We start from the raw sequence: 19,146 nt of genomic DNA on the forward strand, positions 1-19,146 counted from the left end.
TGCCCCGACAACCGCCCGTTTCCCGCGGGGCGTCGGGGACGCCGCCCCCTACAAGAGACCGTAGGGGCGGGCCTCCGGACCGCCCGTTTGCCCCGACAACCGTCCGTTTCCCGCGGGGCGTCGGGGACGCCGCCCCCGACAACAGACCGTAGGGGCGGGCCTCCGGACCGCCCATTTGCCCCCACACGCATACAGATCCGATCAAAAGGAGGAGACCCATGTCCTTTGTCCATTTACATGTCCATACGGAGTATAGCCTTCTGGACGGCGCGTGCCGCATCGGAGGGCTGGTGCAGCGGGTGAAGGACCTGGGGCAGAGCGCGGTGGCCATCACCGACCACGGCGTGATGTACGGCGTGATCGACTTCTACAAGGCCTGCAAGGCGGCGGGGATCAAGCCCATCATCGGGTGTGAGGTCTACGTGGCCCCCCGCACCCGCTTTGACAAGGTCCACGAGCTGGACTCGGCCGCCCGCCACCTGGTGCTCCTGTGCCAAAACGAGGTGGGCTACCGGAATCTGAGCTATCTGGTCTCCCAGGCCTTTTTGGAGGGCTTTTATATCAAGCCCAGAGTGGACATGGACCTGCTGCGGGAGCACTCCGAGGGGCTCATCGCTCTCTCGGCCTGTCTGGCGGGGGCGGTGCCCCGGCTCCTCCTGGGGAGCAACTACGAGGGGGCCAAGGCCCACGCCCTGGAGATGCAGGAGATCTTCGGGGAGGGGAACTACTACCTGGAGATCCAGGACCACGGCATCCCCGCCCAGCGGGAGGCCGCCGAGGGCATCTTCCGCCTCCACCGGGAGACCGGCATCCCCCTGGTGCTCACCAACGACGCCCACTACCTGACCCGGGAGGACTCGGCCATGCAGGACACCCTCATGGCCATCCAGATGGGCAAGACGGTGGACGACCCCTCCCGGATGCGCTTTGAGACCCGGGAATTCTATATCAAGTCGGAGGAGGAGATGGCTACCCTCTTCCCCGAGTACCCCGAGGCCGTGGCCAATACGGCCCGCATCGCCGAGCGGTGCCAGGTGGAGTTCGAGTTTGGCAAGTACCACCTGCCCGAGTTCAAGCTCCCGGAGGGATACACCGACGGGGACGCCTATTTCCAGAAGCTCTGTGACGAGGGCTTTGCCCGGCGCTACCCCGACGCGCCCCCCACCTACCGGGAGCGGCTGGAGTACGAGATGGGGGTCATCCGCCAGATGGGCTTTGTGGAGTACTTCCTCATCGTCTCCGACTTCATCCACTACGCCAAGAGCCACCAGATCCCCGTGGGACCGGGCCGCGGCTCGGCGGCCGGGTCCATGGTGGCCTACTGCCTGCGCATCACCGAGATCGATCCCATGCGCTACGACCTGTACTTCGAGCGCTTCCTCAACCCGGAGCGGGTGACCATGCCCGACATCGACGTGGACTTCTGCATCCGCCGGCGGCAGGAGGTCATCGAGTACGTCCAGCGCAAGTACGGCCCCGACCACGTGGCCCAGATCGTCACCTTCGGCACCATGGCCGCCAAGGGGGCCATCCGGGACGTGGGCCGGGCCCTCAACATCCCCTACGCCGAGGTGGACGCGGTGGCCAAGCAGGTGCCCAGCGGCCCCGGTGCCCTCCACATCACCCTGGACGAGTCCATCCGGCTCTCCAAGCCCCTGCGGGAGGCCTACGAGGGGGACGGGACCATCCGCCGCCTCATCGACACGGCCAAGGCCATCGAGGGCATGCCCCGCCATGCCTCCACCCACGCCGCGGGGGTGGTCATCACCCGCCGCCCGGTCCACGAGTACGTGCCCCTGGCGAAAAACGACGAATCGGTGGTCACTCAGTACACCATGACCACCCTGGAGGAGCTGGGCCTGCTCAAGATGGACTTTCTGGGCCTGCGCAACCTGACGGTGCTGGACGACGCGGTGAAGCTGGTCCAGGCCCGGGAGCCGGACTTTTCCCTGGAAAACCTGCCCGACCACGACCCGGCCGTCTTCCAGATGCTCTCCGAGGGCAAGACCTCGGGCGTCTTCCAGATGGAGTCGGCCGGCATGACCGGCGTGTGCGTGAGCCTCAAGCCCCAGAACATCGAGGACATCACCGCCATCATCGCCCTCTACCGCCCCGGCCCCATGGAATCCATCCCCCAGTTCATCGCCTGCAAGCAGAACCCGGAGAAGATCACCTACAAGCACCCCTCCCTCCGGCCCATCCTGGAGGTGACCTACGGGTGCATCGTCTACCAGGAGCAGGTCATCCGCATCTTCCAGGACATGGCGGGCTACTCCCTGGGACAGGCCGACATGGTGCGCCGGGCCATCTCCAAGAAGAAGAAGGACCAGATCGAGCGGGAGCGCAAGGCCTTCATCTACGGCGACCCCGACCGGGGGATCGACGGTTGCATCGCCCGGGGCATCCCGGAGCAGGTGGGCCAGGACGTGTACGACGAGATCTACGATTTCGCCAACTACGCCTTCAACAAGGCCCACGCGGTGAGCTACGCGGTGGTGGCCTACCAGACCGCCTGGTTCAAGCGCCACCGCACCCGGGAGTATATGGCCGCCCTCCTCACCTCGGTGCTGGATTCCAGCGAGAAGGTGGCCGAGTATATCGCCGAGTGCAAGGACTGCTCGATCTCCCTGCTGCCCCCCGACATCAACGAGTCGGGGGCCTCCTTCACCGTGTCCGGGGAGAACCTGCGCTTCGGCCTGGCCGCCGTGAAGGGGGTGGGCTGGGGCTTCGTGCGGGATGTGCTGGCCGAGCGGGAGAAGGGGCCCTTCCGGGACTTCCCCGACTTCTGCCTGCGGCTCTTTGACCACGACCTCAACAAGCGGGTGCTGGAGAACCTGATCCGCTGCGGGGCCTTCGACTCCATGGGTGTGCGCCGCTCCCAGCTGCTGGACGCCTACGAGCAGCTGGTGGACACCATCGCCCAGAACAAGCGGAAAAACCTGGCCGGACAGTTCGACCTCTTCGGCGGCGGGGGGGACGCCATGGAGACCGCCCCCCAGCTGGTATTGCGGGACATCCCGGAGTTCAGCCGGCAGGAGCGCATGACCATGGAGAAGGAGACCACCGGCCTCTACCTGACCGGCCACCCCATGGACGAGTACCGGACGGCCGCCCGGGCCTGCCGGGCCGTGCCCATCGGCTCCATCACCGCCGACTTCGCCCGGGAGGGCGGGCCGGAGCGCTACGCCGACGGCCAGAAGGTGACCATCGCCGGCGTGGTGACGGCCTCCAAGACCCGGACCACCCGGAGCAACAGCCTCATGGCCTACGCCACCCTGGAGGACGACACCGGCGCGCTGGAGGTGCTCATCTTCTCCCGGGTGCTGGGGGAGTGCAGCGCCTGCCTGAAGGAGAACACCCCGGTGGTGGCCGAGGGGCGCATCTCGGTGCGGGATGAAAAGCCCCCTCAGCTCATGTGCGACAGCCTGCGTCCACTCCAGGGCGCGCCCGAGAGCGGCCCCTCCGCCCCGGCCGAGCCCGAGGCGGGGAAGGTGCGCAAGCTCTACCTCCGCCTGCCCGCCCGGGAGGACCCCCGCTGGCGGCACATCCTGCGGGTTCTCCTCATGTTCCCGGGGAGCGAGCCTTTGCGGGCCAAGTTCGCCGCGGAGGGACAGTGGACCCCGGCCTACCCCTGCCAGATCCACCCCCTGCTCCTGGAGGAGCTGCGGGGCCTGCTGGGGGAGGAGAACGTGGTGGTCCAGTCGGGCAAGCCTGAGGTGCTGACGCCCCTGCCGGGCGGGGAGGCGTTCCTATGATGAAGAAACTGGCTTCCATCCTCTTCCACCGGCTGACCATGACGGCGCTGCTGCTGCTGGTGCAGCTGGCCCTGCTGCTGGCCATGATGGGGCGCTTTTCCGCGTACTTTGTCTATTTCTACTGGTTCTGCATCGCCCTCTCCGTGGCGGCGGTGCTGTGGATCGTGGGGAACAAGAGCGACCCGGGCTATAAGATCGCCTGGCTCATCCCCATTCTGCTCTTCCCGGTCTTCGGGGGACTGATCTACCTCCTCCTGGGCGGCAACCGGCTCTCCCCCCGGCAGCAGAGAAAGATGCAGGGCATGGACCGGCAGATGGCCTCCGCCCTGGAGCGGGACTGCAAGGCCGAGGAGCTCTCCGGCTTTGGGGCCGACGCGGTGAACCAGGCCCGCTATCTGGAGCAGTACGCCCACGCCCCGGCCTACAATCACACCGAGGCCACCTACTTCCCCCTGGGGGACGACGCCTTCCCCCGGATGCTGGAGGAGCTGCGCCGCGCCAAGCGGTATATCTTCGTGGAGTACTTCATCATCGAGCGGGGGGTCTTCTGGGACTCCATTCTGGAGGTGCTGGAGGAGAAGGTGCGGGAGGGCCTGGACGTGCGGGTCATCTACGACGACATCGGCAGCCTCTTCACCCTGCCCAAGGACTACGCCGCCCAGCTGGAGGCCAAGGGCATCCGGTGCTGCGTGTTCAACCGCTTCATCCCCGTCCTCTCCCTGCGCCTGAACAACCGGGACCACCGGAAGCTGTGCATCATCGACGGCCACACGGGCTTTACCGGCGGGATCAACCTGGCCGACGAGTATATCAACCGGGCGGTCAAGTACGGCCACTGGAAGGACACCGCCATCCTCCTGCGGGGGGAGGCGGTGTGGAGCATGACGGTGATGTTCCTCACCATGTGGGACTACATGCGGGGGGAGGAGTGCATGGAGGATTTCCGCCCGGCCTCCCTGCCGCCCGAGTGCGCCCACTGCGGGGACTACTTCGTCCAGCCCTACACCGACAGCCCCCTGGACGGGGAGCCGGTGGGGGAGACCGTCTACCTCAACCTCATCAACAAGGCCAAGAAGTATATCTACCTGACCACCCCCTACCTCATCGTCAGCAACAGCGTCAACACCGCCCTGTGCAACGCGGCCAAGGCGGGGGTGGACGTGCGCATCATCACCCCCCACATCCCCGACAAGAAGGTCATCTTCGAGGTGACCCGGGCCCACTACGAGTCCCTGCTGGAGGCGGGGGTGCAGATCTTCGAGTACACCCCCGGCTTCATGCACGGGAAGAACTTCGTGGTGGACGACCAGTTCGGCACGGTGGGGACGGTCAACATGGACTACCGCAGCATGTTCCTCCACTTCGAGGACGGCGTGTGGCTGTGCGGCGCGCCCTGCCTGCGGGACATCAAGGAGGACTTCCTCCGCACCCAGGCGCAGAGCGAGCGGATCACCCTCCAGCGCTGCCGGGCCCACTCGGGCGTGCGGCGGCTCTTCCGCGCGGTGCTGCGGATTTTGGCGCCCCTCATGTAGGGACATTCTCAAAAATGCGAGCATTTTTTCGAGGGGGATGCAGGCCGCCGCGCGCACTCGCTGACGCTCGCACACTTGCGGCCTGAGCAGAGTGTTTTCCGACGTACACGCCGCCGGAAAACACGATTTGATCCTCTTCCGCCGTCTGCGGACGGCGGAACTCTGCGAGGCTTTTGTTTCCCAAATTCCAGAAATTACACCGGCGGAAGTCTGCAAAAGTAAGCCCCGCCCTCTCTCCCGAACAGGAGAAGGGGCGGGGCTTTTATCTATTTACTCTCAGCGAACTGATAGGCCTCCTCGATCCAGGCGAAGAGGGTGTCGTCCAGCTGCTGGGGCGAGGAGACCACCACGTGGTGGGTCCAGCGGTTGGGATAGGGCTCCACCGCCACGGCCACGCGGGGGGAGTCCAGCCGGTGGGAGAGCCCGAAGGTCACCAGGATGCAGGTCTTGGGCCAGTCCTTCTTCCGCCGGACCGGCAGGGAGGCGGCGGCGAAGAGATGGCGGTTGTAGAAGCTGATCTGGCTCTTCTGCACCTTGACCGAGCAGGCGGGGAACTGGGCGCACAGGCGGCGGAAGAAGGCCTCGTACAGGGCCCGCTCTTCGGCATGGCCGTCAAAATAGGCCAGCACGTCGCTCTCATAGTAGGGGGAACATTCCATCGCGTACTCCTTTCCAGAGCGGGGCTCAGGGCTGGTAGGGGGGACACTGGTAGCGGGCCTTGCCCCGGGTGGCCTTGCCGTACTCGATGGCCGCCGCGGGGCAGCCGCAGAGACAGGCCATGCAGTGGGTGCAGTCCTTCCCCCAGACGGGGCGGCCGCCCTCCAGGTGGATGTTCCCCAGGGGGCAGTCCTGGGCGCATTTGCCGCAGGAGATGCAGGCGGAGGAGACCGTGAAGGGCTTGGCTTTTACGAAAAAGCGGTAGAAGAGCCGGTTGACCGGGCCGGACTTGAGGCGGTCGGGCAGGCCCGCGGCGGGGGGCGGGAAGTCCTCCCCGGCCTGGATGCGCGCGGCCGCCTGCTCCAGCGTGGGCCGGACGGCGGCCAGGAGGCGCTTGCTCTCCCCCTCCTCCGGCGCGGGGAAGAGGACCAGGTAGTTGTCCGGCATGACCACCGGCAGGGTGCCCCGGCAGGCGAGTCCCAGCTCCCCGCACAGGGAGCGGTTGGCCCGGTGGGCGTCCCCGATCTCCGCGCCGCAGGTCATGACGAAATAGGCCTCCCGGCAGCCGGAGAAGGAGCTGCTGCGGAGGAAGTCCCGAAAGACCCGGGGCAGCTGCCAGCTGTACGTGGGGGCCACGAAGACCCAGGGGGACTCGGAGTGCAGGCGGGCCGGGCTCCCCTGGCGCAGGTAGTAGGCCGCGTCCACATACGCGTCCCCCAGCCGGTGGGCGAGCATCTGGGCGCAGTAGCGGCTGTTGCCGGTTCCGGAAAAAGAAAGAATCATGGAATCCCTCGCTTTCACATTTGGAACTCTATCATACCACGGGGGACCGTTTTTTCAAAGGGCGGGCCGTTGCGTTTGAGGGGAAAATGGGGTATCCTGATACTACCAAGGCCCCCGCCGGGCGGGGGAGACAGGAGGAAGCGGATATGGAGATCGAACGCCGCTGGCTGGCCCGTGGCTGGCCGGAGAGAGAGCCCGACGAGGTCTGGCACATGGAGCAGGGGTATGTGACCACCCGCCCCGCCGTCCGGGTGCGCAGCGAGCGCCGGGCGGGCGGAGAGGAGCGCTTTCTGCTCTGCCTGAAGCGGGGGAGCGGCCTGAGCCGGATGGAGGTGGAGTTCCCCGTGGAGGAGGCGCAGTTCCGGGCGGTGGCCGCCTTCATCGACAAGCCCTTTATCCAAAAGGAGCAGCGGCGCTACTCCCTGCCGGAGGGGTATACCCTGGAGTGGAACCAGGTGGACGCGGGCACCCCCGAGGGCTACTTCTACGCCGAGGTGGAGTTCCCCACCGAGGAGGCGGCCCTGGCCTGGGACCCCGGGGAATGGCAGCCCTGGCTGCTCCGGGAGGTCACCCAGGAGGGGCAGGAGAGCATGGCGGCCTACTGGGCCCGTACCAGAGGGTAAAAACAAAGGGGTGGCCGGGGTATCCCGGGCCGCCCCCCCCCCTTCACCCTGAAAAAGGGAATAAATGGGATAAACAAGGATAGAACCTTGATTTTTACGGGTAATTTACAAAATGTTCTTGATTTCTTCACGGAATCGTAAGAAACAGGGGTTGTAAATTTACATAAAATAGAGTATACTGAGTACAGATCAAACGAGGGAGGTGATACTATGTTGTATGAGAAGAATCGTGGGACCGATATTGACGATATGATTTTTGGCGGCGATGAGAAGGTCATTCGCAGCGATCGCTAAAAAACCGGATTCCGTCAGGGTTTGTTCCACACCAGACTTTGGTGTGGTTTTTGTTTTTATGTACCAAATCAACCGTTTCGAAAGATGGTGAAGGACATGGACACAGAACCGGGCCAGTATTGGAAGTAAGCGGCAGGGAGAGGGCATGAGGCCTCAACCCCTGCCGCTTTTTCATGTCCCGGGGGCCGGGGCGGGGCGCACCATTCTCCCGCCCCCTCATAGAATGGCATGGAAGCAATTCCGAACACGCATTAGGAGGTATTGCAATGCCTGAGAAAGTAACCCCCGGCCCTGTGCAGGAAAACACCTGCATCCGGGAAGCCGTCTGCATTGACACCCGAAAGATCTTTGATTCGTGCAAAGAGGAAGATATAGCGTCTTAAATACTCTGAGCAGACCGCCCCGGGAGTAGATCTAGTAAGGGCTCAGCGTGAAGAGGAGCTGGAAGGCGCTCTGTCTGGACTTCTTCTCTTTTTGATAGGTGATGGTGCTGATGACGCTCTTCAGCATGGCGTTGCGGCCGGCCGGATCGGCGGCGGCGTAGGCGTCCAGCACAGCGCGGATCTTGGTGGCCAGGGCGGCCGGGTCGGCCAGCTGGGCGTCCCGGATGGCGTGCTCGGTCTCCCGCTGGCGGCGCTCCAGGCCGGCGATCTTCTCCTTTACGGCGGACATCCGCTCCCGGAAGGTGGGCAGGTCGTACTCCTCCAGCTCCAGCAGCTCATAGAGGCGGCTCTTCTGCCGCTGTGCCGCCGCCAGCTCCTTTTTCAGCGCCTCCAGGGCACTGTCCAGGACCGAGGTATCCCGGGCCGCGCCGCTCTGCTGTTCCAGCTCCAGCTTCACCAGGGCCTCCTCCAGATAGGAGAGCACCCGCTGCTCCACCAGCTCGAACTTCGTGCTGGAGCAGCATCCCTTTTTCATACAGAGCAGGTAGGCCTGCCCCTTCATGACCATCCGCTGCATGTTCTGCCCGCAGTTGGCGCACTTCACCAGCCCGGCCAGCGAGCTGCGGACCGTGCCGTCGTTCTTGGAGGGAATATAGCGCCCGTCCATGATGGCCTGCACCTGGTCGTACAGCTCCTGACTCACGATGGCGGGGTGGAGGCCGTCCACGATGGTCCACTTCTCCCGGGGATTATAGATGGTGACGTGCTTGGGGTTTCCTTTGGCCCCCTTGCGGATGTGGGACTTCTGGTTCCAGACCACCTTCCCCACAAAGGTGGGATTGCGGAGGATGTGGGCCACGCTGTTGCGGGTGAACTCCTCCGAGCGGTGGGGCTTGGCCCCCAGGGAGTTGACGTGCCGGGCGATGGAGACGCAGCCATAGCCCTGGGTGTAGAGCTGGTACATCATGCGGACAAAGCGGGCCTCCGGCTCGTAAATCTCCAGGGTGGGACGCCGGTCCACCAGCACCTTCCGGTAGCCGTAGGGGGCGTTGGCTACGTAGCAGCCGTCGTGGATGCTCTGCTTCAGGCCCCGGCGCAGGCGCTTGTTGATGATCTTGTACTCCCGGCGGGACATGAAGGTCTTGAACTCCGCCATCTCGTCGTCCAGATCGTCGGAGAGATCGTAGGTCTTTTCGGGCGTGACGATGAGGGTGCCCGAGTCCCGGAAGGCGTCCAGGATGATGCCCTGGTCCTTCATCCGGCCGCGGGAGAGCCGGTCCAGATCCATGACCAGCACCGCGTCGTAGCGGCCCTCCTCCACGTCCTCCAGCAGGCGCAGCATCTCCGGCCGGGCATAGAGGCTCTCGCCGCTGACCACCTCCTCATAGGTGGCGATGATGTGGATGCCGTGGGAGGCGGCGAACTCGGCCAGGGCCTTCCGGTGCTTGGAGAGCACCTCCGCCGTGTCCATGCCCTCCTCCATACGGGATTTCCGCAGATATTCCGCCGCGTCCATTTTGGTCACCTCCTGGGGGATTTTAATACAAATGTTCGATTCTTGGCGTTTGAAGAGACCGGGGCCGTGGCCCCGGCTCTTTTTTTGAGATAAGCAGCAATTACACATTTCGATTTTCGCCGAAGAACACACGTCCACTGCTTAAAATCTTACGATATCCGCATTGCATAGCGAAAGCCTTATCGGGGTGAACGCACGTTCTGGCATTGCTGCACTCTAAATATCTGGAACAGCAATCCCATTCTTTCGGATAACGGTCCACCGTAGCACCTGAAATCTGGCAGAGAAACGACGTGTAGAAATCGAGCGGGTGTTGATCGTCAATCATAAGACGGATGTACTTCGGCTCGGAGCTTACCTGCTTTTGGATGACACCCTCCGGGATCAGGTCAGAGAATAGAGTGGGAATAGAGATGCTGTGCTGCTTCCCTCGCAGTCGAAGCCGAAACACTGTGAAGTTGCAAAACAACACGGCAGTATATGATTTTGTGGCGCTCTGGATAAGCATGTCTGACGGGCCTCCGTGGTCCTCAACAGCAGTACGCATGGCCGGCATAGTGCGCTCCAGCCAAGATGACTCCCGTGTTTCTGTCTCGGGAGTATCGGTCAGAGAAATCTGTCCTTCCAAAATTTAAACCTCCACAGCGTGAACTAAGTCGATGAACTCGCGTTCGCGGATAATCTTTATGTGTGTCGCACCGAGTTGATTCAGCTCACGAACCTTTTTTTCTTTGGAACTGACCCCGTTCTTTCCGACTATCGCTAGATCTTGGGTGCCAACAACCAGATAGTCTGTTTTTCTGGATACAGCGCCTGTGATGATGGCCCCTACGTCAGCGGCCATTTGTGCAGCATCTTGGCGTGATATGGAGAGTTGACCAGTAAAGACTATACGTTTCTGATACAACGGATGCGATTTATCTAACGAGTCGCAGGTGCAAATAACATCTTTTGGTGAAAACTTAGGATAACGATGATACTCGTTGGAAGCCACTCTGGATTGGGTGCTCCCATGAAAACATTTCGGGGTGATTGTCTTTTTCGAGGATGCTATACATTTGCAAAATAAGGCATGTGTTTGGCGCACGTCTGACAGGGCGCGATGATCTTGACTGTCATCAATAGACAGGAAACGAATCAATGTAGATAGCTTGTGATTTGGAGCAGATGGGAAAGCGTGACGGGCAAGCTCCAGCGTGTCAATATATTCGAGCTTTGACTCCAAACCTATGGCATGATAAGCTGCGTCCAGAAAACTGAGGTCAAACCTTGCATTGTGAGCGACAATTGGAAGGCCATCAATGAACTGGTATAGCTTTTCAATTGCATTCTGGACAGTGGGGGCGCCGGATACATCGTCATCGGTAATTCCGGTCAATCTGGTAATTTTAGCTGGAATAGGACATTGGGGATTCACAAAAGTATTCATAACCCCAAACTCTTGCCCATCGATATATTTTATGGCACCAATTTCAATGATACAGTCACATTCGGGCGATAGGCCAGTTGTCTCAAAATCCAGTACGACATAGGAAGGCACCTGGCTCAACCGTGTAGTTGGTGCTGGGGACTCATCGGGTTCTATATCTTCTTGGTCCAAATTATCGGGGCAACCATTCGGAAAATCAAACTCCCATTGCCGACTGTATATTCGTTCCAAATTAACGTCCAGCTCCTGATTCAAAATATCTGTTATTTTTTCGACTTGCTTGACATTGACCGCTTCTGGGCTATCTTCTGCATCAGAAGAAGAGGCAGAAGATATTGAGATATTTTGACTCAGGGGATTTGATTGTTTCTGGCAGAACAGCCGCTTGAACAGGTCCAACATGGCGTGCCCCCTTCCGGTGTCCGACTTGGACACATTTTTTATTGGTACTGATCCACGGCCATGTTGCCGTACTTATACCAGCAGATTGCTTTGCGGATCAATTCTTCTGTGACATCAAAATATTCGGCCAGCTGCCAGGGTTCTTGATACCCCTTTTGAACGGCCTTCTTCAGCTCATCCTCCGGGATGAGCTTTTTGCATGCCCAGCGGTTGGCACGGTTCTCATGCTTCTGCCGGACATCCAGAGCGGCGTACTCGTTGTAAAAGCTGCCGGTCTCGCAGTGCCCCAGCTCGTGGGCCAGCTTGGTCTTTTCTTCGGCCAGAGTCCCAAGGTGCCAGGGGTCCATGGCAATGTAGCAGTCCCCATCGGAATCCATGAAGGACAGCGACTCCGCACAGTCCATGGTAAACCAATAGACGCCAACAGCACGCTGCTTGGCATAATCATAAAGACCAATGAGATCAGTCATTCCGCTGCTTCTCCTGTTTTTTCTGCTGCGCCACAAACGCGGCAAAATTTTTGACGTCGGCCCACATGGCTTTCTTGTCCTCTTCGGTGAGATCCTGGTCTCCGCCCCAGAAGGCCGCCATGATTTGCCTCTCGTCAAGTTTGCGCTCATTTGAAGGAGTGGTAGGGGCGGGTTCTTTTTCATCTCTGGCAATGCCCATCATTTCATCCACAGATGCTCCGAAATACTCCGATAACCGTCTAAGCGTTTCAAACGTGGGTTCGCTGGAGCCGTTCTCGTATTTAGCGTATGTACTACGCTCAATCCCTAGATAGGCCGCAACATCCTTCTGCGTTTTTCCCATGCGAGTGCGATATTCTTTTAAATTTCTCATATGCTCACCCAGTGTGATTATATGTGAAATTATTTCACACTTCAAGCAATGTGAAGATTTTTCACAAAAAACTATTGACAAGTGAAGAAACATCACCTATAATCCATCGTGTGAAGATACTTCACACGATGGAGGTGAGGATGTGGAGACGATCAAACGATTGAGAGAAGCAGCAGGACTTTCTCAGGACACGCTTGCGAGAACACTTCAAGTTGACCGAAGCACGGTCGCAAAGTGGGAAACCAGTGGAGTATATCCACGAGGTGATAAGCTGCCGGAGCTTGCGGACGCCCTCTGTTGTTCCATCGACGCCCTCTACGGGCGCGCCCCGCTGGGCGGGGAGGGGAGTGAGCAATGTGGTCGGTGACAAGCAAGGCTGACTCAAAACAACGGTTATTATTCTGCCTACCCTCGCTATCCTGCTAAATTTAGTATTAAACGACAGTTTTCTATGATTCTATCTAGGTCTGACAGGATAGAGACCAGTAACGCCAGGATGGAGATGACTATGGCCGCAGTAGCTTTTATGTCGGTATGCTTTGGCCTCAAAAATGCCAACCCTTTGGGAGTAATTATGGTGTTGAGCAGCACAGGATGGGCTTTCCCGTCCATCGTGCGTAGTTCGGCACCCTTGTTCTCAGCTCTTCCGTGCAGATAACCTAGTTTGACACAGTCCATCAGGATTTCAGCATCCTCTAGGTTCATCTGGTGAGGCTGCACATCATCCAAGGAATCCGCACGCTGTACCCGTAGCAACATGGCACGCAAAGCCTTTTCATAATCGCGTTGGGATCGAAGCATGGAAATACCTCCTTTTCCAGAAGTATACCATGCCCAACGTAGAGCCGCAAGAAAGTCGGCCAGGAGGCAAGCACATGGTCTGCTGGGAGGCTCTATAGACCAATGATATACCTAAGAAGGAGGTTTTACCATGCCGGGAGATAACCGGAATATCTACAAAACCAGCCGTCATGCGGCCGGTCTCACCCAGGAAGCAGCCGCCGAGCGGCTGGGCATCAGCGTGGAGTCCGTCCGGGCCTATGAGACAGGCCAGCGCCTCCCGCCCAACGACGTGGTGGAGCTGATGGTCATACTCTACAATGCCCAGCACCTGGCCTATCAGCACCTGCGGGAGACCAACGCCCTCTACGGCCGCATCGTGCCCCCGCTGGAGGAACGCAGCCTGATCGAGGCCGCCGTGCGGATCTACAACCGCGTGGGCCGCTTCACCCAGCAGCACTCGCTGGAGCGCCTGATGGAGATTGCCGAAGACAATGTCATCGACGACGAAGAGCGGCCTGAGTTCATGGCGATCGTGGCAGAGTTGCGGGATATCGTGCAGAGCGTCCTGGAAATACCGGGGGGCTGCATTCCTGTGGAGGTGAGCGGCGGTGCATGACGGGATCGCGTTCTTTGGCCTGCTGGCTGTGGCCCTGGCCGCCGACAGCGTGGGCCCAGCCGGGAGCCTGGCCGCTGCACTGATCCTTGCGGTCGGTGGATTTTTGAGCTGGAGGTGAGTGACGTGACAATCGACCTGACAATGGAGCAGGTTTGTGAGATCCGGATCGGGCTGATGAGGTCTCGCTTGGAGTACGAAAATACGGCCCGTCTGGCCGCCAGAAGGGGAGAGCATCGCGCGGAGGAGATCTATCTGGGCTATGCCGGGCAGATCGACGAGCTTCTGGCGATTCTGGAGGGCTGGTAGCGCAAAAAAAACCGCCCCCAGGTGGACCAGACCTGAAGACGGAACAGGGAAATATTGCAATCACACTATATCACACCGTGTGCCGGAGCGCAAGTGCGTTCTCCGGCGGCATAGGACATTCTGTCCCTCGCATACAGAGAGATGAGGAGGTGTTTTCATGGATTTGAAGCTGGATATTGAGCCTCTGGAGGAGCTGGTGGTCACCACCAAGATCATCCCCGAGACCTTTGGGAAGAACCACGTGGACACCGTCATGACCCGACGGAAGGGCCTGCACTGGCTCACGGACATGGGAGGCCGGCGGGTGCTGGTGGACGAGTCGGCCACCATGGACGCCGGGGAGAAGTACGGCACCACGCTGTGCTATACGCCCCACAGCGACGTGGAGGTCAGCGAGGAAGAGCGGGCTGCCAACCGGGCACGCATCAAGGCCGTGGCCACCCAGGTCATGATCGACATGGGTATCTGGTAACACGGGCCGATTTTTACATCAGACAAGGGGGTGGCGAGTGTGGCGGGATCTCAGATGAACTTCCGCTTCGAGCGCAAGGGCGGCTTTACGGTGCTGACCAACGGGGTGCTGCGGGACCCGCGGCTCTCCCTCAAGACCAAGGGGCTGTTCGCGGTGATCTCCTCCCTGCCGGAGGACTGGCGGTACAGCGTGTCCGGCCTGGCCTCCTACTGCGGGGTGGGGCGGGACGCGATCCGCTCCGCCCTGAAGGAACTGGAGGCGGCCGGATACCTGACCCGGGAGCAGCTCCACGGGGAGCGGGGCAAGTTCGGCGGCAATGCCTATGTCCTGCGGGAGGAGAGCGTGCTGCCGTTGCCGGGTTTTCCGTCAACGGGTAACCCGTCGACGGGAAATCCGACACTACAAAAGAAAGATAAACAAAAGAAAGAGAAAACAAATACCCCCATAGTCCCCCAGCGGGGGGACGGCGAGCCGGGGAAGCGAAAAGGGCGGACCTACAAACCGGAACCGGACTGGAAACCAGAGCGATTCGCGAAGTTCTGGGAGTTCTACCCGAGAGGGGAGAACAAACAGGCGGCCATCCGGGCCTGGGACAAGCTCCGGGCAGAGGACAGCCTGATCGACACCATGGCCGCCGCGCTGGTCCGCCAGAAGAAACGGGCGGACTGGCAGCAGGGAGTGGGCATCCCCTACGCCTCCACCTGGCTCAACGGCCGCCGGTGGGAGGACGAGGAGCGCGCGCCGGACACCGCCCAGCCGGAGGCTCCACAGCCGCGCAAGTACCACATGGCCGTGATCGACGGGGAGGAGGTGGTGGTCTATGATGACTAACGGCGTGGAGGCCGAGCAGGCCGTGATCGGTTCCATCCTGCTGGATGGCCGGTGCCTGCCGGTGGTGGGGGAGCTGCTCCGGGCGGAGGACTTCGCCCTGGAGTCGGACCAGCAGATCTACCGGGCGGCGGTCAAACTGGCCCGGGAGGACAAGCCGGTGGATCTGGTGACCATCCTGGAGGAGGTCCGCAGCCAGCACGCGGACGTGAGCAGCGAGTACATGATGCAGCTCCTGGAGATCACGCCCACCGCCGCCAACGTGGAGGTCTATGCCCGGCAGGTGCGGGAGCAGTCGGTGCGCCGAGCCATCCGGAGCCTGGGCGAAGAGCTTCAGCACCGGGTGGACGAGCACGACGAGACGGCCGCCCTTCTGGCCGACGCCGGGCGGCGCATTGAGGACCTCCAGACCGAGGGGGTGACCGGAGACTTGCTGACACCCAATGATGCGCTCCTGGCCTTCTATGAGCACCGCCAGCAGGTGGAGGAGGGCAAGGCGAGAAGCTTTGTGCCAACCGGATTCCGGGACATCGACATCCTGCTGGGGGGCGGGATGCTCTCCAGCGGCATGTACATTCTGGCCGCCCGTCCCGGCATGGGCAAGACCACCGTGGCCCTCAACATCGCCGACCGGGTGGCCGAGCGGACCGGGCCTGTGGTATTTGTTTCTCTTGAGATGGACGAGGAGCAGCTCATGGCCAAGCGCCTGAGCCGCCTCTCCGGCATCCCGGGCCACCGTCTCCTGATGGACAAGCTCACCGAGCCGGAGGGGCGGAGACTGGCCGAGGCCAGCTCCAAGCTCAGCCGACTGCCGGTGCATATCAGCCAGCGCCCCGCGGTGACGGTGGACGACATCGCCCTCCTGGCCCGGAAGGTCAAGGGGGTCAAGCTCCTGGTGGTGGACTACATCGGCAAGATCACCCCCGGACAGGGGGCCCAGCGCAAGAACCGCATCGAGTACATGACCGAGATCTCCGGCGCCCTCAAGACCCTGGCCCGGACCCTGCGCATCCCGGTGCTGGTCCTCTGCCAGCTCAACCGCCAGACCGAGGGGCAGAGCGACAAGGTCCCCCAGCTCGCCCACCTGCGGGACACGGGGGCCATCGAGCAGGACGCGGACGGGGTGATCTTCCTCTACCGGGAGGACTACTACGCCGAGAAGAAGCCCAGCGGCTTCGATCCCTCTCCCCTGGAGGTCATCGTGGCCAAGAACCGCCACGGCAGCACCGGGAAGTGCGAGATGGCGGCCTGTCTGGCCCTGAGCAAGATCAACCCGGTGAGCAACGACCCGAGACGGGCATGGAGGGCGGAATGTGCAGCAGGGAACTGACGCTTCTGGAGGCGGAGATCCTCCGCCACGAGGCCATGGCCCTGGCCGACCCGGACCGCCGGGGCGAACACGAGGAGGTGGCGGCCGCCCTGCGTCAGGCCCTGGCCGCCCTGAGAGAGGAGAGAGATCATGCACCTCGGTGAGAAATACCGCTTCACCCCCCACGCCTTCACGGGCGAGGTAGGGAAGACCAAGGGTCCCATGCCCTGTATCCCCCGGACGGTGACCGGGCGGATCGTGTACATCAACGAGGCCCACCGGTACTTCACGGTGGAGGCCAGTGTGGACTGGGCCACTATCCGGGAGAGCTTCAAGTTCGACGAATATCGATGAAAGGACGATGCAGCGTGAAAGCATTTGCCATTGTGAACCTGAAAGGCGGCGTGGGCAAGACGGTGACCGCCGTCAATCTGGCGGCCATCCTGGCCACCGAGTACCAGCGGCGGGTGCTCCTGGTGGACTGCGACCCCCAGGCCAACGCCACCCAGTCCCTCCTCCCGCCAGGGGAGTACAACACCTTGGCCGGGCTTTTGACCATCCCGGACGCCTACTACGATGATCTCCTGTACCGGAGCAGCATCCGGGGGCTGGACGTGCTCCCGGCGGACGACGAGCTGCGTAACCTGGATGTGGACCTGCTGGAGGGAGAGTGCCCCCGCCTGACCGCCCTCCGGGATCTGCGGGACGCCATTGCCGAGGACGACGCCTACGACGTTTTGATTCTGGACTGTCCGCCCGCCCTCTCGCCGGCCTGCGCGGCGGCCATCGCCGCCAGCACCGATGTCATCATCCCCATCAAGCTGGACGCGTACTCCGTGCGGGGCATGCACGAGCTCACCGCCCAGATCGACCGGCTGCGTCGGATCTACCCGGATGTCCATATCGCGGGGTGTCTGCCCACGGTGTGGTACAAGAGCGACACGGTGGAGCAGGGGGAGGCCCTCCTGCGCCAGCACGCGCCCTGTAAGGTGTTCCGGACCCACATCCGGCGCTCACCGAAAGTGGACGAGTCCACCTGGACCGGGGAGCCGGTGGTGAGCTGGTCTCCCCGGAGCGGGGCGGCCCAGGACTACCGGGCCTTCGCAGAGGAACTGCTGGGGAAGGAGGGGGACCATGGTGCGGAAGTTTGACATGAGCGCCGCCTTTGCCGCCGCCGTGGGTGATGTGTCCAAGTCGGACACCGGCCGGGAGGAGATCGAGTACCTGGACCTTGCCCTCCTGCGGGAAGACCCAGGCAATTTTTACAGCCTGACCGGCCTGGAAGAACTGGCCGCCAACATCCAGCTCTGCGGGCTCCAGCAGCCCATCCGGGTGCGCGCGGCGGAGGACGGCGGGTATACCATTGTCTCCGGCCACCGGCGGCGGGCGGCTCTCTCCATCCTGGCGCAGGAGGAGCCGGACCGGTGGACCGCCGTCCCCTGCATCGTGGAGCGGGACGAGGCCTCCCCAGAGCTGCGGGAGCTGCGGCTCATCCTGGCCAATTCCTCTACCCGGGTGCTCAGCCCAGCAGAGGTGGCTAAGCAGGCCCAGCAGGTGGAGACGCTGCTCTACCAGCTCAAGGAGCAGGGGTATACCTTCCCGGGGCGGATGCGGGACCAGGTGGCGGCGGCCTGCAAGGTCTCCGCGCCCAAGCTGGCCCGACTGAAGGTCATCCGGGAGAAGCTGGTCCCGGAGTGGCTGTCCCTCTTTGACCGGGATGCCCTCCCGGAGCAGACGGCCTATGCCATGGCGCGGATGCCGCAGGCGTTCCAGAGCCGCCTGTACAGGGTCTGTCCGGAGCCCCCGTCCGGGGGACGGGCCGAGGAGCTGCTGAAACGATACGAGGGCGGCGCACGGTGGGAGCCGGAGTTCTCCTGCCCGGATGGGAAGCCCTGCAAACGGGGGGACACCTTCCTGCGGCACGATGTGGACTGTATGAGCTATGAGCTGTGCGAGGGAAAGACCTGCTGTCTGGAGTGCAGCCAGGCCAAAACACAGTACGGTGTCTGTGACCGCATGTGCGCCAAGGCCAAGGCCCTGCGGAAAGAGGGACGGGATGACGCTGCCCGCGCCGAGGAGGAACGGCGAGAAAAGCAGCAACGGGAGTACCGGTCTGCCATCCAGCGCAGCGCGGCGCGGCTCCTCAAAGCGGCCGAGGCGGCGGGGCTGGATGATTCGGTAGAGATCAATCCCCGGACATACTACGCGGCGGTCTCGGTGGCCGACCTCCGGGCTTATGCTGCCGGAGAGTTCGGAGAAAAGTACTTTTACAGCAACGACCTGGCTCCGGGCAATCTGGATCACCCGGAGCAGATCGCCAAGACGCTCCGCTGTTCCGCTGACTATGTGCTGGGGCTCACCGAAGAGCTCCACCCATCCGGAGTCGGGGAAGACCCCTGGCACTGGTGGCCGGAGGAGCCGAAGGAGGACGGACTGTACTGGTGTGTAAAGGGCCCCCTTCACCGGGGCGGGGCGCTCTACTGGTGGTCCGCGGCCAACCGGCGCTGGGAGGACCCGGCAGCGGGAGGATTTGCCCTGAACGTGGACGTGAAGCTGTGGATGGCCTGCCCGGCCCTGCCGGAGTCCATGGCCTGGGAGCGGGGGGAGGCATAGCC

Annotated in this window: 23 protein-coding genes; 14 read left to right on the plus strand and 9 right to left on the minus strand. The window is 62.1% G+C overall.

Annotated features, from left to right (window positions below):
• Positions 1-218: 218 nt before the first annotated feature.
• Both I2C21_RS07770 and cls read left to right on the plus strand, forming a co-directional pair.
• Positions 219-3,755 carry a DNA polymerase III subunit alpha gene (locus tag I2C21_RS07770; protein WP_195278921.1) on the plus strand — a complete coding sequence of 1,179 codons (3,537 nt, stop codon included), beginning with the start codon at positions 219-221 and terminating at the stop codon, positions 3,753-3,755.
• Positions 3,755-5,287, plus strand: a complete 1,533-nt coding sequence (gene cls, locus I2C21_RS07775) for a cardiolipin synthase (RefSeq protein WP_195278991.1) — start codon at positions 3,755-3,757, stop codon at positions 5,285-5,287. Before I2C21_RS07770 ends, cls begins: the two co-directional genes overlap by 1 nt.
• A 266-nt stretch (positions 5,288-5,553) precedes the next feature.
• On the opposite strand, the gene I2C21_RS07780 is transcribed toward cls, so the two are convergent.
• Together I2C21_RS07780 and I2C21_RS07785 are read right to left on the minus strand one after the other, a co-directional pair.
• Positions 5,554-5,946 carry a DUF5655 domain-containing protein gene (locus I2C21_RS07780; protein ID WP_101692763.1) on the minus strand — a complete coding sequence of 131 codons (393 nt, stop codon included), beginning with the start codon at positions 5,944-5,946 and terminating at the stop codon, positions 5,554-5,556.
• Between the two features lie 25 nt (positions 5,947-5,971).
• Entirely contained in the window at positions 5,972-6,727 is a 756-nt protein-coding gene (locus tag I2C21_RS07785) for an EFR1 family ferrodoxin (protein WP_195278922.1), read from the minus strand.
• Positions 6,728-6,873: 146 nt separating this feature from the next.
• On the opposite strand from I2C21_RS07785, the gene I2C21_RS07790 reads away from it, so the two are divergent.
• Complete coding sequence (locus I2C21_RS07790) at positions 6,874-7,350, plus strand: CYTH domain-containing protein (RefSeq protein WP_195278923.1); 477 nt, start codon at positions 6,874-6,876, stop codon at positions 7,348-7,350.
• A 189-nt stretch (positions 7,351-7,539) separates the two neighbouring features.
• Here the strand turns inward: I2C21_RS07790 and I2C21_RS17545 are convergent, their stop codons facing one another.
• The 6 genes from I2C21_RS17545 to I2C21_RS07815 form a co-directional block, all read right to left on the minus strand.
• Positions 7,540-7,674 carry a hypothetical protein gene (locus I2C21_RS17545; RefSeq protein ID WP_279287847.1) on the minus strand — a complete coding sequence of 45 codons (135 nt, stop codon included), beginning with the start codon at positions 7,672-7,674 and terminating at the stop codon, positions 7,540-7,542.
• 384 nt (positions 7,675-8,058) lie between these two features.
• On the minus strand, positions 8,059-9,543 hold the full coding sequence (locus I2C21_RS07795) for a recombinase family protein (RefSeq protein WP_101692768.1): 1,485 nt from the start codon (positions 9,541-9,543) through the stop codon (positions 8,059-8,061).
• Positions 9,544-9,643: 100 nt separating this feature from the next.
• Complete coding sequence (locus tag I2C21_RS07800) at positions 9,644-10,171, minus strand: hypothetical protein (RefSeq protein WP_195278924.1); 528 nt, start codon at positions 10,169-10,171, stop codon at positions 9,644-9,646.
• Positions 10,172-10,174: 3 nt separating this feature from the next.
• Positions 10,175-11,374 carry an exonuclease domain-containing protein gene (locus tag I2C21_RS07805; RefSeq protein ID WP_195278925.1) on the minus strand — a complete coding sequence of 400 codons (1,200 nt, stop codon included), beginning with the start codon at positions 11,372-11,374 and terminating at the stop codon, positions 10,175-10,177.
• Positions 11,375-11,412: 38 nt separating this feature from the next.
• Complete coding sequence (locus I2C21_RS07810) at positions 11,413-11,844, minus strand: ImmA/IrrE family metallo-endopeptidase (protein ID WP_195278926.1); 432 nt, start codon at positions 11,842-11,844, stop codon at positions 11,413-11,415.
• Complete coding sequence (locus I2C21_RS07815; protein WP_195278927.1) at positions 11,837-12,217, minus strand: helix-turn-helix domain-containing protein; 381 nt, start codon at positions 12,215-12,217, stop codon at positions 11,837-11,839. Before I2C21_RS07815 ends, I2C21_RS07810 begins: the two co-directional genes overlap by 8 nt.
• 142 nt (positions 12,218-12,359) lie before the next feature.
• Between I2C21_RS07815 and I2C21_RS07820 the strand changes: the two genes are divergently transcribed.
• Positions 12,360-12,584 (plus strand): helix-turn-helix domain-containing protein, encoded by a 225-nt coding sequence (locus tag I2C21_RS07820; RefSeq protein ID WP_195278928.1) that lies wholly within the window; start codon positions 12,360-12,362, stop codon positions 12,582-12,584.
• 47 nt (positions 12,585-12,631) lie between these two features.
• On the opposite strand, the gene I2C21_RS07825 is transcribed toward I2C21_RS07820, so the two are convergent.
• Positions 12,632-13,018 carry a hypothetical protein gene (locus tag I2C21_RS07825; protein ID WP_195278929.1) on the minus strand — a complete coding sequence of 129 codons (387 nt, stop codon included), beginning with the start codon at positions 13,016-13,018 and terminating at the stop codon, positions 12,632-12,634.
• Positions 13,019-13,148: 130 nt separating this feature from the next.
• On the opposite strand from I2C21_RS07825, the gene I2C21_RS07830 reads away from it, so the two are divergent.
• The 10 genes from I2C21_RS07830 (at position 13,149) to I2C21_RS07870 (ending at position 19,144) form a co-directional block, all read left to right on the plus strand.
• Complete coding sequence (locus I2C21_RS07830; RefSeq protein WP_195278930.1) at positions 13,149-13,616, plus strand: helix-turn-helix domain-containing protein; 468 nt, start codon at positions 13,149-13,151, stop codon at positions 13,614-13,616.
• Positions 13,609-13,734: a hypothetical protein gene (locus tag I2C21_RS17550; RefSeq protein WP_286167230.1), complete on the plus strand. Its 126-nt coding sequence runs from the start codon at positions 13,609-13,611 to the stop codon at positions 13,732-13,734. The genes I2C21_RS07830 and I2C21_RS17550 overlap by 8 nt, the downstream gene beginning before the upstream one ends.
• Before the next feature lie 5 nt (positions 13,735-13,739).
• Complete coding sequence (locus I2C21_RS07835) at positions 13,740-13,922, plus strand: hypothetical protein (RefSeq protein WP_195278931.1); 183 nt, start codon at positions 13,740-13,742, stop codon at positions 13,920-13,922.
• A 157-nt stretch (positions 13,923-14,079) separates the two neighbouring features.
• Complete coding sequence (locus I2C21_RS07840; protein ID WP_101692824.1) at positions 14,080-14,394, plus strand: hypothetical protein; 315 nt, start codon at positions 14,080-14,082, stop codon at positions 14,392-14,394.
• Positions 14,395-14,433: 39 nt separating this feature from the next.
• Complete coding sequence (locus I2C21_RS07845) at positions 14,434-15,225, plus strand: helix-turn-helix domain-containing protein (protein ID WP_195278932.1); 792 nt, start codon at positions 14,434-14,436, stop codon at positions 15,223-15,225.
• Complete coding sequence (locus tag I2C21_RS07850) at positions 15,215-16,552, plus strand: replicative DNA helicase (protein WP_195278933.1); 1,338 nt, start codon at positions 15,215-15,217, stop codon at positions 16,550-16,552. The genes I2C21_RS07845 and I2C21_RS07850 overlap by 11 nt, the downstream gene beginning before the upstream one ends.
• Positions 16,534-16,695 (plus strand): hypothetical protein, encoded by a 162-nt coding sequence (locus I2C21_RS07855; RefSeq protein ID WP_193536049.1) that lies wholly within the window; start codon positions 16,534-16,536, stop codon positions 16,693-16,695. The genes I2C21_RS07850 and I2C21_RS07855 overlap by 19 nt, the downstream gene beginning before the upstream one ends.
• Entirely contained in the window at positions 16,682-16,885 is a 204-nt protein-coding gene (locus I2C21_RS07860) for a hypothetical protein (RefSeq protein WP_195278934.1), read from the plus strand. The genes I2C21_RS07855 and I2C21_RS07860 overlap by 14 nt, the downstream gene beginning before the upstream one ends.
• Positions 16,886-16,899: 14 nt before the next feature.
• Positions 16,900-17,682: a ParA family protein gene (locus I2C21_RS07865; RefSeq protein WP_195278935.1), complete on the plus strand. Its 783-nt coding sequence runs from the start codon at positions 16,900-16,902 to the stop codon at positions 17,680-17,682.
• Positions 17,666-19,144: a ParB/RepB/Spo0J family partition protein gene (locus I2C21_RS07870; RefSeq protein ID WP_207730607.1), complete on the plus strand. Its 1,479-nt coding sequence runs from the start codon at positions 17,666-17,668 to the stop codon at positions 19,142-19,144. The genes I2C21_RS07865 and I2C21_RS07870 overlap by 17 nt, the downstream gene beginning before the upstream one ends.
• Positions 19,145-19,146: the final 2 nt, after the last annotated feature.

Origin of the sequence: Clostridium sp. J1101437_171009_A5 (assembly GCF_015547905.1) — a bacterium.
Classification (GTDB): Bacteria; Bacillota; Clostridia; order Oscillospirales; family Oscillospiraceae; genus Pseudoflavonifractor_A; species Pseudoflavonifractor_A gallinarum.

Coding starts and splice junctions, on each gene's coding strand:
- I2C21_RS07770 (WP_195278921.1), top strand. CDS start 219: ATGTCCTTTGTCCATTTACATGTCCATACGGAGTATAGCCTTCTGGAC.
- cls (WP_195278991.1), top strand. CDS start 3,755: ATGAAGAAACTGGCTTCCATCCTCTTCCACCGGCTGACCATGACGGCG.
- I2C21_RS07780 (WP_101692763.1), bottom strand. CDS start 5,946: ATGGAATGTTCCCCCTACTATGAGAGCGACGTGCTGGCCTATTTTGAC.
- I2C21_RS07785 (WP_195278922.1), bottom strand. CDS start 6,727: ATGATTCTTTCTTTTTCCGGAACCGGCAACAGCCGCTACTGCGCCCAG.
- I2C21_RS07790 (WP_195278923.1), top strand. CDS start 6,874: ATGGAGATCGAACGCCGCTGGCTGGCCCGTGGCTGGCCGGAGAGAGAG.
- I2C21_RS07795 (WP_101692768.1), bottom strand. CDS start 9,543: ATGGACGCGGCGGAATATCTGCGGAAATCCCGTATGGAGGAGGGCATG.
- I2C21_RS07805 (WP_195278925.1), bottom strand. CDS start 11,374: ATGTTGGACCTGTTCAAGCGGCTGTTCTGCCAGAAACAATCAAATCCC.
- I2C21_RS07810 (WP_195278926.1), bottom strand. CDS start 11,844: ATGACTGATCTCATTGGTCTTTATGATTATGCCAAGCAGCGTGCTGTT.
- I2C21_RS07815 (WP_195278927.1), bottom strand. CDS start 12,217: ATGAGAAATTTAAAAGAATATCGCACTCGCATGGGAAAAACGCAGAAG.
- I2C21_RS07825 (WP_195278929.1), bottom strand. CDS start 13,018: ATGCTTCGATCCCAACGCGATTATGAAAAGGCTTTGCGTGCCATGTTG.
- I2C21_RS07830 (WP_195278930.1), top strand. CDS start 13,149: ATGCCGGGAGATAACCGGAATATCTACAAAACCAGCCGTCATGCGGCC.
- I2C21_RS07840 (WP_101692824.1), top strand. CDS start 14,080: ATGGATTTGAAGCTGGATATTGAGCCTCTGGAGGAGCTGGTGGTCACC.
- I2C21_RS07850 (WP_195278933.1), top strand. CDS start 15,215: ATGATGACTAACGGCGTGGAGGCCGAGCAGGCCGTGATCGGTTCCATC.
- I2C21_RS07855 (WP_193536049.1), top strand. CDS start 16,534: ATGTGCAGCAGGGAACTGACGCTTCTGGAGGCGGAGATCCTCCGCCAC.
- I2C21_RS07860 (WP_195278934.1), top strand. CDS start 16,682: ATGCACCTCGGTGAGAAATACCGCTTCACCCCCCACGCCTTCACGGGC.
- I2C21_RS07870 (WP_207730607.1), top strand. CDS start 17,666: ATGGTGCGGAAGTTTGACATGAGCGCCGCCTTTGCCGCCGCCGTGGGT.